The following is a 15,339-nucleotide window of genomic DNA, read 5'->3' on the forward strand; positions in this document are numbered from 1 at the left end:
CGGTCACGGGTCTCCGGTCGCCTGAGCGGCTGCTTTCGCGTGCCGGCGTCGACAGCCGAAGGGTCAGCGGGCGGCGATCTGGGCAGCGAGGTGCCCGCCGCCGTAGCCGTTGTCGATGTTGACGACCCCGACCCCGGGAGCGCAGGCGTTGAGCATCGTGAGCAGCGGGGCGATGCCACCGAACGCGGCGCCGTAGCCCACCGACGTGGGGACCGCGACGACGGGTGCGCGCGCCAGCCCGGCGACGACGCTGGCGAGCGCGCCGTCCATGCCCGCGACGACCACCAGGGCGCCTGCGCGGTCGATGAGCTCGCGCCGGGCGAGCACCCGGTGGATGCCGGCCACGCCGACGTCGACGACCAGCTCGACGGGTCGGCCGAGGTGCCGGGCGGTCACCGCGGCCTCCTGCGCAACCGGAAGGTCAGACGTGCCGGCGCAGAGGATGACGACGAGCTCGCCTGTGGGAGTGGGGGGCTCGGGTGGCCACACGACCAGACGTGCCATCTCGTCGTGAAGCGCGTCGGGCAGCTCGGCCACCACTGCGGCGGCATGCTCGACGGAGGCGCGCGTGAACAGGGCGGTGCCGCTGGTCTCGCCGGACGCGTACGCCTCCGCCAGCCGGCGGGCGATGGCACGCACCTGCTCGGGGGTCTTGCCCTCGCAGTAGATCGCCTCGGGGTAGCCGCGTCGCGAGCCGCGGTCCAGGTCGAGCTCCGCGACCCCGTCGAGGGACGAGTCAGCCACGAGTCACCTCGACGAGCGGCAGGGTGAAGGCGCCGGACTGGATGCCGGCGAGGTCGAGCGCGACGAACCGGAAGCCGGCGGCAGTGACCTCGGCGACCAGCCGGTCGCGTACGTCAGGTGAGACGGCGCGAACCAGGTCGTCGGCAGCCAGCTCGATGCGCGCCACGTCACCGTGGTGGCGCACTCGGCTGTCCGTGAATCCCATGGCACGCAGAGCATGTTCGGCTGCCTCGACCTGGGCCAGGCGTGTGGGGTCGACCTCGGTGAAGTGCGGGATGCGTGAGGCCAGGCACGGCGCTGCGGGCTTGTCGGCGTTGGGCAGACCGAGGGCCCGAGCGAGTGACCGCACGTCGTCCTTGGTCAGTCCGGCGTCAGCCAGCGGGCGCAGAACCCGGTGGTTCGTTGCGGCGCGGGCACCAGGGCGGTCCGGCCTGCGGGCGTCGTCGGCGTTCTCGCCGTAGGCCACCGCCGAAAGGTCGTGCCGCTGCACGACCTCGTCGGAGATGCGGGTGAAGAGCTCGTCCTTGCAGTGGAAGCACCGGTCGGGACCGTTGCGCCGGTAGGCGGGGTTGTCACCCTCGTGCGTGCCCACCTCGACGATCGGGACGCCGATGTGCGCCGCGACGTCGTGAGCGCCCCGCCGCTCGTCGGCCGCCAGGCTCGGCGAGACACCGAGCACCGCGACGACCTGCTCGGGCCCGAGCCCACGCACCGCGAGCGCCAGCAGCAGGCTCGAGTCGACGCCACCCGAGAAGGCGACGCCGACGCGGCCGACCGGGGCGGACGGCATACCGGCTCGGAGGGCGTCGACCACCCGTGCAGCCAAGAGAGCAAGGTGGTCGGGCAGGTCGGCCTCGTCGGTGTCGGTCGCGGTCGCTGGGGTCGTCATGACCCCATCCTCACGCCTGGACCTCGCTCCGGTCACCCGACCACAGGGTGTGGAACGCACCAGCCCGGTCGATGCGACCGTAGGTGTGGGCACCGAAGTTGTCGCGCAGCCCCTGCACGAGGGCGGCTGGGAGCCGGTCCGCGCGGACGGTGTCGTAGTAGGCCAGTGCGCTCGAGAAGCCGGGCACCGGGACCCCCGCGGTGGTGGCGAGGCCGACGACGCGCCGCCACGGGTCCTGCCGGGCCGCCAGGCCCTTCGCGATGCTCGGGGCCACGAGGAGCGTGCGCAGACCCCCGGCGGCGTACTCGTCGCTGATCTGCGCGAGCAGGCGGGCGCGGATGATGCACCCGCCGCGCCAGATGCGAGCGACGGTCGCGATGTCGACGTCCCAGCCGTACTCCTCGCTGGCCTTGCGGATCTGGTCGAGCCCCTGAGCGTACGCGACGACCTTCGACGACCAGAGCGCGTCGCGCACGTCGTCGACCAGCTGTCTGCGATCGTCAACGGAGACAACGCGATTCGGGCCGGCCAAGACACCCCGGGTCACCTCGCGCACAGCTGCGTCGCCGGAGGCGGAACGAGCGAAGACCGACTCGGCGATCGTCGAGACCGGCACACCGAGCTCGAGGGCGGTCTGCACCGTCCAGCGACCGGTTCCCTTCTGCTCGGCTGCATCAGTGATGACCTCGACGAGTGGGCGGCCGGTCGAGTCGTCGACCTGCGACAGCACCTCGGCCGTGATCTCGATCAGGAAGGAGTCGAGCTCACCGGTGTTCCACTCGCGGAAGACGTCGGCGATCTCGCCGGCAGTCAGGCCGGCGGCCGACAGCACGTCGTAGGCCTCGGCGATGAACTGCATGTCGGCGTACTCGATGCCGTTGTGCACCATCTTCACGAAGTGGCCGGCGCCGTCGGGACCCATCCAGGCACAGCAGGCCTCACCGTCGACCTGGGCGGCGATCGACTCGAGGATCGGCCCGAGCGCGGCATACGACTCCTTGGAGCCGCCCGGCATGATCGACGGGCCCTCGAGCGCGCCCACCTCACCGCCCGAGATGCCGGTGCCGACGAAGTGCTGCCCCTTCTCGCGCAGGCTCGCCTCGCGGCGGCGGGTGTCCTCGAAGTGGGCGTTGCCACCGTCGACGACGATGTCGCCCTCGTCGAGGAGCGGCACGAGCTGGTCGATGACCGCGTCGGTGCCGGCGCCCGCCTTGACCATCACGACGATGCGCCGTGGCTGCTCGAGCGAGGCGACGAAGTCCTCGAGCGACTCCGACGCGACGAAGTCGCCCTCCGAGCCGTGGTCGGAGACGAGCGCCCGGGTGCGCTCGGGGCTGCGGTTGTAGAGGGCGACACGGTGGTCGTGCCGGGCCAGGTTGCGGGCGAGGTTGCTGCCCATCACCGCGAGACCGACGACGCCGATGTTTGCCAGAGCTGCCATGCGAGTTTCCTTCTGGGACAGGCGGCAGCGGAGGTATGCCGCCGGGCTGGGGATGAGGGGCCGGGCGCGGTCACGTCGACGGTGACGTGACCCTTCGGCTTGCGGTCGCGGGTGAAGGCGCCCTTCTTGTTGCCGTCGACGCGCATGATCCCTGATGTCGTGGCGAAGTCGGCGAAGTTCCAGACGTGCTCGCCGACGACGGCGTCGCAGGCGTCGAACACGCGGTGGTTCATGTCGAGGTAGTCCACCTGGTACTCCTCGCTCCACGGCTGCGGAGTGAGGGAGTGGTTGCCGGCGAGCGTGTCGGCGCCGTACTCGGTGATGACGATCGGCTTGCCCTCGGACGCCCAGCCGTTCAGCTCGTTCGTCCAGGCGATCTCGGCGCCGGCGAGGTCGCCGGTGTTGACGTACCAGCCGTAGTAGCGGTTGAGCATGAGCACGTCGGCGAACTGCGAGACGCGGCACTTGCCGTGCGGCGCGAGCATGACGTTGACGAAACCGACGGGCCGTGTCGGGTCGGCCTCTCGTGCCACGTCGAACAGCGGGCGGAAGTAGTCCTCGGCACCCTCGGTGTCGGACTCGGGCTCGTTGGCGATCGACCAGAGCACGACGCTCGGGTGGTTCTTGTCGCGGGCGATGAGCTCGCGGATCGCCTGGGCGTGGACCTCGCGGCTGGAGTCGTTGATGGTGTCGGGGGAGAAGGTCTGGTAGCCCTGACCGCCGAAGATGCCTCCGCCGAGTCCCATGTTGAGGCCGACGGCCGCCGTCTCGTCGATGATGACGATGCCGTGGCGGTCGGCGTAGTCGATGACGTCCTCGGAGTAGGGGTAGTGCGAGGTGCGGAACGAGTTGGCGCCGATCCAGTCGAGCAGCTCGAAGTCCTGGACGACGTGCGCCGGGCTGTGCGCCTTGCCGATCGTCGAGTGGTCCTCGTGCATGCCGAAACCCTTGAAGTAGAAGGGATCGCCGTTGATGAGGAACTGCGTGCCGCGCACCTCGACGGTGCGGATGCCGACGGTCTGGTGGTAGCTGTCGAGCACCGCGCCGCCGTCGTCGACGAGCTGCACCTCGAGGTCGTAGAGGTAGCCGTGGCCGGGTGCCCAGAGGTGCACGTCGGCCACCTTGAGCCTGCCGGTGGCGCCCGTTCCGGTCGCGACCTCGCGGCCGGCGGCGTCGCGCAGCACGACCTGCACGTCGAGGCCGTCGGCGTCGGCGGCCTCGACGGTGTAGTCGACCGACCCCGTGTCGCCCTCGAACCCGGTGACGACCGTGATGTCCTCGACGCGTGCCTGCGGCGTCGCCGACAGCCACACGGAACGGTGGATGCCCGCGAAGTTGAAGAAGTCGTGCCAGTAGATCTGCTTCTGGCCGGCCGGGCCCTCCTCGATGACGCCCGGCGGGATGGACTGGAAGCTCAGCGTGTTGTTGACGAGAGCCGTGACGCGCACCGCCTCGCCCGGGGTGACGAACTCGGTGATGTCGGCCTCGAACGGGGTGTAGCCGCCCTCGTGGCTCACGACCTCGTGGTCGCCCACCCACACGGTGGCGCGGTGCGTGGCGGACTCGAAGTGCAGCACGATCCGCTGGTCGGCCCAGCCCCGCGGCACCTGCACGGTGCGCTGGTACCAGATGTCACCGAAGTAGTCGCGGACTGCGGCGTCGGCCGTCAGGTCGTTGAAGCTGGCCGGCACGGCCATGTCACGCGGTGCCGGGAGGTTCGCGCCGAACCAGCGGGCGTCACGCCCCTCGGACTCGCCGTCGAGCTGGAAGGACCAGATGCCGTCGAGTCGTTTCGTCTCGCGGGTGGTCGTGTCCTGGGGGCGGAGCATGGGGTGGCCTTTCGGTGGGTGGTGCGGGGCTCGTCCCATTCACTCACCGGCCGCGGCAACCAGGCGAGCGATTGCCACCAGTTGCCGCGCCCCTCAATCGAAAGAACGCTCCGTCACGCCTGTCTCCGATCGAGAGAACGCTCCGTCACGCTGCTTTGGCGCGTGCACGCAGACGGCGCGCGCGAATCTCCGCGAGCTCGAGCATGCGCGCACTGAAGAACTGTGGGTGGATCTCCGAGAGATTCAGCGCGGCCCGCGGGTGGCCGAGCGCGTTCGCTGTGCGCAGGACGAGCGCATACCGTCCGGTATCGCTGTTGACGTCATCGTCCCAGACGTCGACGACTGACCAGCCGTCTTCGGAGAAGCCCTTGAAGCGCGCTGCATCGTGCTCCCGTTGCTCAGGACTGTCGTGAAACTCGCGGCCTTGGTACTTGGCAGCACCCGCTGCCTGACCCACCGCATGTCTGGTCGGCCGAGCCGACGTCGCTTGGCGGTGTACACCGTCTGGTTGAGCTCGGGCTCAGGAAGGCCAGCGCGAACGAGGATGAGCCGGGCCCGGGTTTCGCCCGGGGACTCCGAGCCAACGCGTATCCAGTCGAGCGCCTCGAGGAGGGTGAGCTTTCCGCGCGGGGCGACGCGTGCCGCAAGCGCCTCGCGCAGTGGCTCGACCGACCCCAGCTTGTCGGCGACGGCGTCTCCAATCGCGACCAGGTCGTCCAGACCCAAGGGGATTCCGGGACGGATGAGCTCGCCCATGTCCACCCAGGTGTCGGCCGGACTCGTGACCGGGGGCCCGGCGGCGCGCACGACGGCGCGACCTGAAAGGCCACGGTGTCCGATGAATCCAGGGCGGCGCACCGGCCCGTCCGCCACGTCGCGCATCACATGGATGGCGAGGTCTTCACGGAGTGACATCGGCAACGGGAACTCATGGATCCGGGCGGCGGTCAGGTGCGAGAAGGCATGTCGTTCGATGACCAAGCCGGCGGCCGAGCACTTCTCGACGAGGGAGTCGCACGCGTGAGCGGACCACACGCCACGGGTCGGTGAGCTGAGGTGCAGGGCATACACCTGCGGTTTGGCGAGTCCCCACGCCGCAGCCATCGTCGGCGTGAAGGGCCGGTCCGTCAGGGCAGTCGGGAGCGTCACTGGCATGAGATCGATGGTGGCGACCGGCAGGGACCTCGGGGGCTCGTCGTCCACAGGGAACCGCCGTGCGCGCCGCGACCAAGCGTTCTCTCGATCGGAGGGGACGTGACGGAGGGTTCTCTCGATTGGAGGTGGGGACGGCATACGCCCTCGGAACGTGACGCAGTGTTCTTTCGATGGGGGAGGTGGGCGACGGAGTGTTCTTTCGATTGGGCTGAGGGGAGGCGTACGCACTCGTGTGGGTGACGGAGGGTTCTCTCGATTGGAGGTGGGGACGGCATACGCCCTCGGAACGTGACGCAGTGTTCTTTCGATGGGGGAGGTGGGTGACGGAGTGTTCTTTCGATTGGGCTGAGGGGAGGCGTACGCACTCGTGTGGGTGACGGAGTGTTCTCTCGATTGGGGTGGGGGAGACGGAGTGTTCTCTCGATGGGGGGTGGCTAGGGTGTGGGGCATGGAGCGTCGCCCGACGATCTACGACGTCGCCGAGGCCGCCGGTGTGGCTGCTTCGACGGTGTCGCGGGCGTTCGCCAGGCCCGGCAGGGTCAATGCCGAGACGGCGGCGCGCATCTTCGAGGCGGCGCAGAAGCTCGGCTACCGCTCCGGGTCGCTCGCCGGCCTCGTGCCGACCCGCACCCGCTCGATCGCGCTCGTCGTCACCGACATCACCAACCCGTTCTACGCCGACATCATCCGCGGGGCCCACGAGGCGGCGGGCGAGCTCGGCTACACCGTGCTCCTGTCGCACACGCAGGAGGACGCCCAGCTCGAGCGGGAGTGGACCGAGCGCGAGCTGCGGGCCGTCGAGGGCGTCCTGCTCACGAGCTCGCGCATGTCGGACCAGGCGATCCGGATGATGGCGAAGCAGAAGCCGGTCATCGTGCTCAACCGCCGCCTGCCCGAGGTGCCGAGCATCCTCGTCGACAACGCGCGAGGGATGCGCCGAGCCGTGGAGCACCTGGCCGAGCTCGGGCACGAGAGCCTCACCTACGTCGCCGGCCCCGAGTCGAGCTGGACCGACGGGGTGCGGTGGCAGGCGCTGCGCGAGGCTGCCTACGAGCTCGACCTCAAGGTCAAGCGGGTCGGCCCCTCCAACACCCCCACCGTCCAGGCCGGGTTCGCCCGGGCACGCGAGATCTCGGCCCAGCGAGCCACGGCCGTCATCGCCTACAACGACGTCGTCGCGATCGGCGTGCTCAAGGGCCTGCTGCGCCTCGGGCTCGCCGTTCCCGAGGACGTCAGCGTCGTCGGCTTCGACAACACCTTGCTGGCAGAGATCACCGAGCCCGAGCTGACGACGGTCGCGGCACCGCTGCACGCGATGGGCGCCACGGGCGTGCGCAACCTCGTCGCCATGGTGGGCGGCGCCGTGCCTAGCCGGGAGCCGATCGTCATGCCGATGCGGCTGGTCGCGCGCCGGTCGACCGGTCAGCGAAGACGGAAGAGGACCTCGCCGGCGTTGGGCACGACGAACGCCCCGCCCTCTGCCTCGGCGGCCACGTCGACTGAGTCCGGGTCGAGGTAGCCGAGGTTGGCGGCACGGCATACGTCCTCGGGGATCCTGGTCGCCAGCGTCACCTTGACGCGCAGGCGCTCCTCTCCAGTCTCGGCGTCGTAGGTGCCCGCGCCGCGCAGGTGCGTCGAGTGCGCGAGCGTGCCCCAGTGGATGTGCTTGAACCGGTCCCACTGCTTCACGAAGTAGTCGCGGCAGTGGTAGCCGATCTCGTTGATCTCGGGATGGCTCGTCGAGATCTCGGTGATGTGCGGCGCGTAGAGGATGACCTCGCCGCCGTCGGCCACCGCCGGCTCGAGCTTGTAGAACCCCTTGGCCCCGGTCCAGATGTCGTCGTACATCTCGGGGATGACCGAGATGACCCGGCTGACGGGCTCGTCGAGGTAGGTGACGTGCGTCTGCGCGCAGACCTCGGCGGCATTGGCCCAGGAGGAGATCGTGTCGCCGAACGAGATCGAGTGGAGCGACTGCTCGCCGCCGTGCGACCCCTTCTCGCCGACGACGCAGAAGGCGAGCTTCTCGGCCGGGACCAGTGAGGCGCCCTCGTTGATGAGCGCGCGGACCGGGGTCACCGCGGTGGTCCCGATGATCTCGGCCGACGTGATGAGGGCCCCGATCCAGTGGGAGACGTCGATGATGTCCTGGCCGGCGACGCCGGGGAAGAAGTACTTGTTGCCGCCGGAGATGCCGACGACCTCGTGGGGGAGGACCGGCCCGACGACGAGCGCGATGTCGTGCTCGACGACGGCCCGGTTGAGCAGCACCCTGACGTCCATCGACAGGCGCCCCTCGGACAGCTCTGACAGCCGCGCCGCCGGGATGGTGCCGAGGTCGGCGAAGGTGGACTCGTCCCACCACTCGTGGTTGACGACGGTCATGCCCGGATAGGTCTCCTCGATGTGACCCGCTGCGTAGCCCAGGTGCGACGCGAGCGCCTCCTCGGACATCGGCTGGTGGGTGCCGAGCGCGATCAGCGTGGTCATCCGAGACGCGCGTCCGGCCAGCGCCTCGTGGACGGCGCCGACCAGCATCGGCAGCGGGCACGTGCGCGTGCCGTCGGGCACGACGATGCACACGCTCTTGCCGTCGACGTCGGTGGCGTCGAGCTGCTCGCGGATGAACCCCCGCACCTCCTCGGTCGTCAGCCGGCTCTCCGGCCCGCCGAGACGGGCGGCCCGCCGTGCCGCCACCTCGGGTGCCTCGTTCAGGACCGGCGCGGTGGGGGGCGTGGGTGCGGTCGTCGTCATGCGCCCACTCTCACCCCGGCGAGGAGGCGTGGCAAGCATCCCCGGCAACAGGTGGCAACCCGTGGCGTCGGTGCATCGCGGGGCAGACGATGGACGACATGACGACTCTCGCCGCGGCCCGGCCGCTCGCCCTCGACCCTGACCGGCTCCTGCCCGTCGACCCCGGCACCCGCGAGATCGCCCGTCGCCTCTACGCATCGGTCGCCCACCTGCCGATCATCTCGCCGCACGGTCACGTGCCCCCGGTGTGGCTCGCAGACGACGTGCCCTTCACCGACCCGACGTCGCTGCTGATCTCGCCCGACCACTACGTCTTCCGGCTGCTGCACGCCCAGGGCGTCGCGCTGGAGGACCTCGGTGTCGCAGGTCGTGCGCTCGACGCCGCCGGGTCGCGGCGCGCGTTCGGGCTGCTCGCCGAGCACTGGAAGGCCTTCCGGGGCACGCCTAGCCGCTTCTGGATGGACAGCGTCCTCGCCGACGTCTTCGGGGTGACGGAGCGGCTCGCGCCCGAGACGGCCGACGGCATCTACGACCACATCGCGGAGACGATCACCCGGCCCGACTTCCGACCACGCGCGCTGATGGACCGTTTCGGCATCGAGGTGCTCGCCACGACGGACGACCCGGCGGACGACCTGCACCACCACCGGGTGCTCCGCGACGACGCGAGCTTCGCGCCGCGCGTGGTGCCGACGTTCCGTCCCGACCGCTACCTCGAGCCGGGCAGGGCGGGTTTCCCGGACCTCATGGGCGACCTGGCCCGGGCGAGCAGGATCGACACGGACACGTATGCCGGCTACATCGCGGCGCTCGAGGAGCGGCGCCGCTTCTTCAAGGACAACGGCGCCGTGTCGTCGGACCACTCGCACGCCGACGTCGAGACGCTCGTGCTCGACGTCGCCGACGCGGCCCGCATCTACGACGCTGCCCTCCGCGGGGTCGTGAGCCCGGGGGACGCGACGGCGTTCCGTCGCCACATGCTCGTCGAGATGGCGCGGATGGCGACCGAGGACGGCCTCGTCATGACGCTGCACCCGGGCGTGCACCGCAACCACCACACGCCGACGTTCGAGGCGTTCGGCGCCGACACCGGCCACGACATCCCGACCACGGTCGAGTTCACCAAGGGCCTGCAGCCGCTGCTCGACCGGTTCGGCTCGGCGGACGGCTTCCAGCTCGTGCTCTTCACGCTCGACGAGACGGTCTTCTCGCGCGAGATCGCACCCCTGGCCGGCTTCTACCCCAGTGTCTTCGCGGGTGCGCCGTGGTGGTTCCTCGACGCACCCGAGGCCGTCCGTCGTTACCGCGGTGCGGTCACCGAGACCGCCGGCTTCTACAGGACGTCGGGCTTCATCGACGACACCCGCGCGTTCCTGTCCATCCCCGCGCGCCACGACATGTCGCGCCGCCTCGACAGCGCCTACCTCGCGCAGCTCGTCGCCGAGCACCGGCTCGACGAGGACGAGGCCCTCGAGACCGCGGTCGACCTCGTGACGACGATCCCCCGGAAGGCGTTCAAGCTGTGAGCACCGACAAGCTCCCGTATGCCGCCGCGCACGCCCCCGGCCACACGCAGCCTTCGGAGGGCGCGGGCCTGCGCCGCCTCGACCGCGCCACCGACGGCCGCCCGGCCGCACCGGTGCGCATCGTGCACCTCGGTGTCGGCAACTTCTTCCGGGCCCACGCCGCCTGGTACACCGAGCACGCCAGTGACGCCGACGGGTGGGGCATCGCCGCCTTCACCGGGCGCTCGCCGGCGATCGCCGAGAGCCTGGCCCGCCAGGACGGCCTCTACACGCTCCTGGTCCGCGGACCCGCCGGGTCTCGCGCCGAGGTGATCTCGAGCCTCAGCGCCGTGCACGCGTCCGATGACCTCGCCGCCCTGCGCGGCTACTTCGCCGACCCGGCGCTCGCCGTGGTCACCAGCACGGTCACCGAGGCGGGCTACCGCCGTGACGCGTCCGGCAGGCTCGACGTCGGCGCCGAAGACGTCATGGCGGACATCGATGCCCTGCGGGCCGATCCGCTGGGCGGCGTCGTCACCACCACTCCGGGCAAGCTCGTCGCCGGCCTGCTGGCCCGACGCGCGGCCGGGGCCGGACCCATCGCCCTCGTCCCCAACGACAACGTGCCCGACAACGGGGCCATGGTCGCCCGCGTCGTCGGCGACCTGGCCGCCCGGGTCGACGACACGCTGCCGGGCTGGGTCGAGGCGAACGTCTCCTTCGTGACGACGATGGTCGACCGCATCACGCCCCGCTCGACCGACGAGGACCGGGCAGCCGTCGCAGAGCAGACCGGTGTCGACGACCCCGAGACGGTCCCGACCGAGCCGTTCTCCGAATGGGTGCTCGCCGGCGCCTTCCCCGGCGGCCGCCCCGACTGGGAGTCGGCCGGGGCGACGGTCGTCGACGACGTGCACCCGTTCGAGACCCGCAAGCTCTGGCTGCTCAACGGGTCGCACTCCCTCATGGCGTACGCCGGCTCGCTGCTCGGGCACGAGACGGTGGCCCAGGCGATCGCCGACCCGCTCGTCCGCTCCTGGGTCGAGGAGTGGTGGGACGCGGCGGCAGCGCACCTCGAGCTGCCCCCCGACGCCGTCACGGAGTACCGTCGCGCGCTCCTCGAGCGCTACCAGAACCCGCAGATCCGCCACCTGCTGGCCCAGATCGCTGCCGACGGGTCACAGAAGGTGCCGATCCGGGTCGTGCCCGTGCTCCGGGCCGAGCTGGCCGCCGGCCGGGTCGCGGCCGGGGCCACCCGCACCGTCGCCGCCTGGGTCGCGCACCTGCGTGGCCACGGCGCGCCCGTCACCGACGCCGCGGCCGACGAGGTCGTGGCGCTCGCCTCCGGCGACCCCGAGGTGGCGGCGCCCGCTGTACTGACCCGACTGGGCCTCGAGGCCGCAGAGGTGCAGCAGGTGGCCCCCATGGTGCTCACGCAGCTCGCGGACCTCACCCGCCTCGCCTCGATCTCCACGGGCGCCCCGAGTGCCTGACAGCCGGGAACGGGCGCACTACGTCATCGGGGTCGACGTCGGCACGACGGCGGCCAAGGTCGTCGCCTTCGAGTACTCGTGGGACGCGAACCCCGACGCCCGGAGGCGTGCTCCGCACACCGCCGTGCACGAGTACCCCCTGATCAGGCCCCGGTCGGGGTGGCGCGTCCAGGACGCCGAGGTGGTCGTCGCGGCGACGCTGAAGTCAATCGCCGACTGCGTCGCCCAGCTCGACGGCGGTTCCGTGGTCGCCCTCTCGGTGAGCACGGCCATGCACGGTGTCATCGCGCTCGACGACGACGCCCGGCCGCTGACGCCGATCATCACCTGGGCCGACGCACGCGCGAGGGACGTGGCACGCGAGCTGCGGGCGTCACCTCTGGCGGCCTCGCTGCACGCTCGGTCCGGCACGCCCGTCCACTCGATGTCCCCGCTGACCAAGCTGCGCTGGTTCGCCCAGAACGAGCCCGAGCTCATGCGCAGCGCGCGGTCGTGGGTCGGGCTCAAGGACCTCGTCCTCCACGCCCTGACGGGCCGCCTCGTCACCGAGCTCTCGTCAGCGAGCGGCACGGGCATGCTCTCCATCGCCGACCGCACGTGGGACGCCGAGGCGGTCGCCCTCTCCGGCGCCCGGGTCGACCAGCTCCCACAGGTGCTTCCCACGACGGCGACGCTCCCGCTGGACGCTGCCGTCGCGGCTCGCGTGGGTCTGCCTGCCGGTACGCCGGTCGTGGTCGGGGCGGGTGACGGCCCCCTGGGCAACCTGGGCACCGGAGCGATCCGGCCCGGCGTCGCCGGCCTCTCGCTGGGGACGAGCGGCGCGCTGCGCCTCGTCGTCGACGAGCCGTGGGCGGACCCCAGCGGGCGCCTGTTCTGCTACGCCCTGACCGAGGACCGGTGGGTGCTCGGCACTCCGATCAGCAACGGGGGAGCGGTGGTCCGCTGGGCCGGGTCGGTGTTCGCCGCCGAGCGCCCCGACTCGCCGAAGGAGTTCGCCCGTCCGCCGGTCAGCGACACCGACGTGCTCGCCCTCGCCGCCGCCATCGAGCCCGGCAGTGACGGCCTCGTCATGCTGCCCTTCCTCCTGGCGGAGCGCGGACCCCTGTGGGACGCCGAGCTCCGTGGCGCCTTCCTCGGCATCCGGCAGCACCACACCCGGGCCCACTTCATCCGTGCCGCCGTCGAGGGCGTGGCCTTCCAGCTCGCCACCATCCTCGACGGTCTCGACGAGGTCACGCCCGTGACCGCGATCCGTGCGACGGGCGGGGTCTTCCGCAGCGAGCTGTGGTGCGAGATCCTCTCCGGCGTCCTCGGCCGCCCCCTGACCGTCACGGCCGGGGCCGAGGGCTCGGCGCTCGGCGCAGCGGCGCTCGGCCTGTACGCCGTCGGCGTCGAGCCGACCCTCGAGGAGGCGCTGGAGCACCTGGCTCCCGGCCTGGTCGGGGTGGGCCCCGAAGCCGAGCAGACGGTCGTCGCGGCCGAGGCCAGCTCGGCTGCGTACCGCGAGGCGCGGGCCTCCGCCGGGGCGCGCCTGCGCGACCTCGCGGCGGCCGCCGACCTCCTGGCCGGCCCGGACCGGGCGGCGCTGGCAGGCACGGTCCGGCCACCGGATGGCAACAAGCGGCAACTCATGGTCAGCGATGACCAGCGGGCCGTTCACTAGAGCAACGCATCACTCAGATGTCCTGGCCCACAAAGGAGTTCGGCCCCATGTCAAGCATCACGAAGGAGCAGATCGCACAGTCGTTCGTCGACGAGCGGCTGCCCAAGCGATCGATCCTCGGATACGGCTTCGGTGACTTCGCCAACAACCTGGCGTTCACCCTGAGCACGGCGTTCCTGCTCTACTACTACACCGACGTCGCCGGCCTCTCCGCAGCCGCCGTCGCGACGATGTTCTTCGTCGTGCGCCTCTGGGACGCCTTCGCCGACATGTTCGCCGGCCGGCTCGTGGACCGGACGATGACGCGGATGGGCAAGTTCCGCCCGTTCATCCTCTTCGGTGCCGTGCCGCTGCTCTTCCTCAGCTTCCTCACCTTCCACGTCCCGAGCTCCCTCGAGGACGGCGCGAAGCTGCTCTACGCCTACGTCACGTATGCGGGGCTCGGCCTGGTGTACTCACTCGTCAACATCCCGTACGGCTCGCTCGCGTCGGCGATGACCCAGTCGGTCAAGGAGCGGGCCAAGCTCGTCTCGTCGCGCTTCTTCGGCGGCGCCGTCGGCGGCATCGTGCTCACCTACATCATCGCGCCGAAGATCTCGGACCTGAAGCAGGACAAGCAGACGCTCAGCTCGGCGGCATACCAGGAGAAGGTCCAGGAGATCTTCACCCAGACCACCCTGCTCTTCATCGTCATCGGCTCGATCGCCTATCTCATCACCTGGTACTTCTGTCGTGAGAAGGTCGTCCGCACGACGCCGCGCGTGTCCATGCGCGAGACCTACGACACGCTGCGCAGCAACAAGCCCCTCGGCTACCTCTGTGCGGCGAGCTTCTTCTACCTCATCGGCCTCTTCGCGGTCGGCGGCGCCTCGGCCTACTACGCCCAGTACGTCATGGGGGACATCAAGTGGCTCGGCCCGATCACCCTCGTCAACAGCGGCATCTCGATCGTCGCGGCCCCGTTCATCCCCAAGCTCGTCGACCGCTTCGGCAAGAAGTCGCTGTTCCAGTGGTGTGGGCTGTTCACGGTCGCCGGCGGCATCGCCCTCTTCTTCACCCCGACGGGCGCCGCTGCCCCGGCCCTGATCTTCCTCGGCGTCAAGGGAATCGGCGCCGCGCTCATCAACACCATCATGTTCGGCCTCGAGGCCGACACCGTGGAGTACGGCGAGTGGAAGTCGGGCAAGCGTTCCGAGGGCGCCACGTACGCCGTGTTCTCCTTCACCCGCAAGATCACCCAGTCGATCGGTGGCGCGGTCGGTGCAGCCGCCCTGGCCTTCGGTGGCTACCTGTCGGCCACGGCCTCGGTGCCCAACCCCGTCCAGCCGGAGTCGGCGGTCATGGCGATCCGCGTCACGATCGGCCTGCTTCCCGCGCTCGTGGCCCTCATCGCGATGGCGATCTTCTGGAAGTACCCGCTGACCGACCAGCGCTTCCGCGAGATCCGCAACGAGACGGAGCTCCGCAAGGCCCAGCAGGGGCACCTCATCGCCCCCGACGGCACCGTCGTCGACTGAGCACCCGAGGGCCGGTGCCGCACGACTCGTGCGGCACCGGCCCTTCCTTGTCCGCCCGCAGTCCCGCCCGCGTCCCGCCCGCATCCGCCAGGAGACCCTCGTGACCAGTGCAGCCATCGCCCCGCCGCGCAGCGCTGGCGCGCTCCACTCGCAGGTGCTCGACACCCTCGGTCGTCAGGTCGTCTCCGGCGACCTGGCATCCGGCACGGTGCTGCGCATCGACCAGCTCGACGAGCGCTACGGCGTCTCCCGCTCGGTGGTGCGCGAGGCGATCCGCGTGCTCGACTCGATGGGCCTGGTCGAGGCGCGCAAGCGCGTGGGCGTACGCGTGCTGCCGAGCACGTCGTGG

General features: G+C 70.8%; 12 protein-coding genes. 6 read left to right on the forward strand and 6 right to left on the reverse strand.

Annotated elements, in window-relative coordinates; genetic code table 11:
* Nucleotides 1-63: 63 nt before the first annotated feature.
* The 5 genes from larB to AB4091_RS20690 all read right to left on the reverse strand — a co-directional run bounded on the left by larB (nt 64) and on the right by AB4091_RS20690 (nt 5,360).
* Complete coding sequence (gene larB / locus AB4091_RS20670) at nt 64-744, reverse strand: nickel pincer cofactor biosynthesis protein LarB (protein ID WP_442294555.1); 681 nt, start codon at nt 742-744, stop codon at nt 64-66.
* Nucleotides 737-1,633 (reverse strand): ATP-dependent sacrificial sulfur transferase LarE, encoded by an 897-nt coding sequence (gene larE / locus AB4091_RS20675; protein WP_442294557.1) that lies wholly within the window; start codon nt 1,631-1,633, stop codon nt 737-739. Before larE ends, larB begins: the two co-directional genes overlap by 8 nt.
* Nucleotides 1,634-1,643: 10 nt before the next feature.
* Nucleotides 1,644-3,074, reverse strand: a complete 1,431-nt coding sequence (gndA, locus tag AB4091_RS20680) for an NADP-dependent phosphogluconate dehydrogenase (RefSeq protein WP_442294559.1) — start codon at nt 3,072-3,074, stop codon at nt 1,644-1,646.
* Nucleotides 3,032-4,903: a beta-glucuronidase gene (uidA, locus tag AB4091_RS20685; protein ID WP_442294561.1), complete on the reverse strand. Its 1,872-nt coding sequence runs from the start codon at nt 4,901-4,903 to the stop codon at nt 3,032-3,034. The genes gndA and uidA overlap by 43 nt, the downstream gene beginning before the upstream one ends.
* A 145-nt stretch (nt 4,904-5,048) precedes the next feature.
* Complete coding sequence (locus AB4091_RS20690; RefSeq protein WP_442294563.1) at nt 5,049-5,360, reverse strand: hypothetical protein; 312 nt, start codon at nt 5,358-5,360, stop codon at nt 5,049-5,051.
* Nucleotides 5,361-6,506: 1,146 nt separating this feature from the next.
* On the opposite strand from AB4091_RS20690, the gene AB4091_RS20695 reads away from it, so the two are divergent.
* On the forward strand, nt 6,507-7,577 hold the full coding sequence (locus AB4091_RS20695) for a LacI family DNA-binding transcriptional regulator (protein WP_442294565.1): 1,071 nt from the start codon (nt 6,507-6,509) through the stop codon (nt 7,575-7,577).
* Here the strand turns inward: AB4091_RS20695 and AB4091_RS20700 are convergent.
* Nucleotides 7,481-8,812 (reverse strand): lactate racemase domain-containing protein, encoded by a 1,332-nt coding sequence (locus AB4091_RS20700; RefSeq protein ID WP_442294567.1) that lies wholly within the window; start codon nt 8,810-8,812, stop codon nt 7,481-7,483. The two genes, AB4091_RS20695 and AB4091_RS20700, sit on opposite strands and share 97 nt — an antisense overlap.
* A gap of 98 nt (nt 8,813-8,910) precedes the next feature.
* On the opposite strand from AB4091_RS20700, the gene uxaC reads away from it, so the two are divergent.
* The 5 genes from uxaC to AB4091_RS20725 all read left to right on the forward strand — a co-directional run.
* On the forward strand, nt 8,911-10,338 hold the full coding sequence (gene uxaC / locus AB4091_RS20705) for a glucuronate isomerase (protein ID WP_442294569.1): 1,428 nt from the start codon (nt 8,911-8,913) through the stop codon (nt 10,336-10,338).
* Nucleotides 10,335-11,810, forward strand: coding sequence for a mannitol dehydrogenase family protein (locus AB4091_RS20710; RefSeq protein WP_442294571.1), 1,476 nt, complete (start codon nt 10,335-10,337; stop codon nt 11,808-11,810). The genes uxaC and AB4091_RS20710 overlap by 4 nt, the downstream gene beginning before the upstream one ends.
* Nucleotides 11,803-13,473, forward strand: coding sequence for a gluconokinase (locus AB4091_RS20715; RefSeq protein ID WP_442294573.1), 1,671 nt, complete (start codon nt 11,803-11,805; stop codon nt 13,471-13,473). The genes AB4091_RS20710 and AB4091_RS20715 overlap by 8 nt, the downstream gene beginning before the upstream one ends.
* A gap of 47 nt (nt 13,474-13,520) precedes the next feature.
* Entirely contained in the window at nt 13,521-14,990 is a 1,470-nt protein-coding gene (locus tag AB4091_RS20720; RefSeq protein WP_442294575.1) for a glycoside-pentoside-hexuronide (GPH):cation symporter, read from the forward strand.
* 100 nt (nt 14,991-15,090) lie between these two features.
* Nucleotides 15,091-15,339, forward strand: a 249-nt coding sequence (locus tag AB4091_RS20725) for a FadR/GntR family transcriptional regulator (protein WP_442294577.1), incomplete at its 3' end; no start/stop codon positions are given.

This window comes from Terrabacter sp. 2RAF25 (genome assembly GCF_052115265.1).
Classification (GTDB): Bacteria; Actinomycetota; Actinomycetes; order Actinomycetales; family Dermatophilaceae; genus Terrabacter.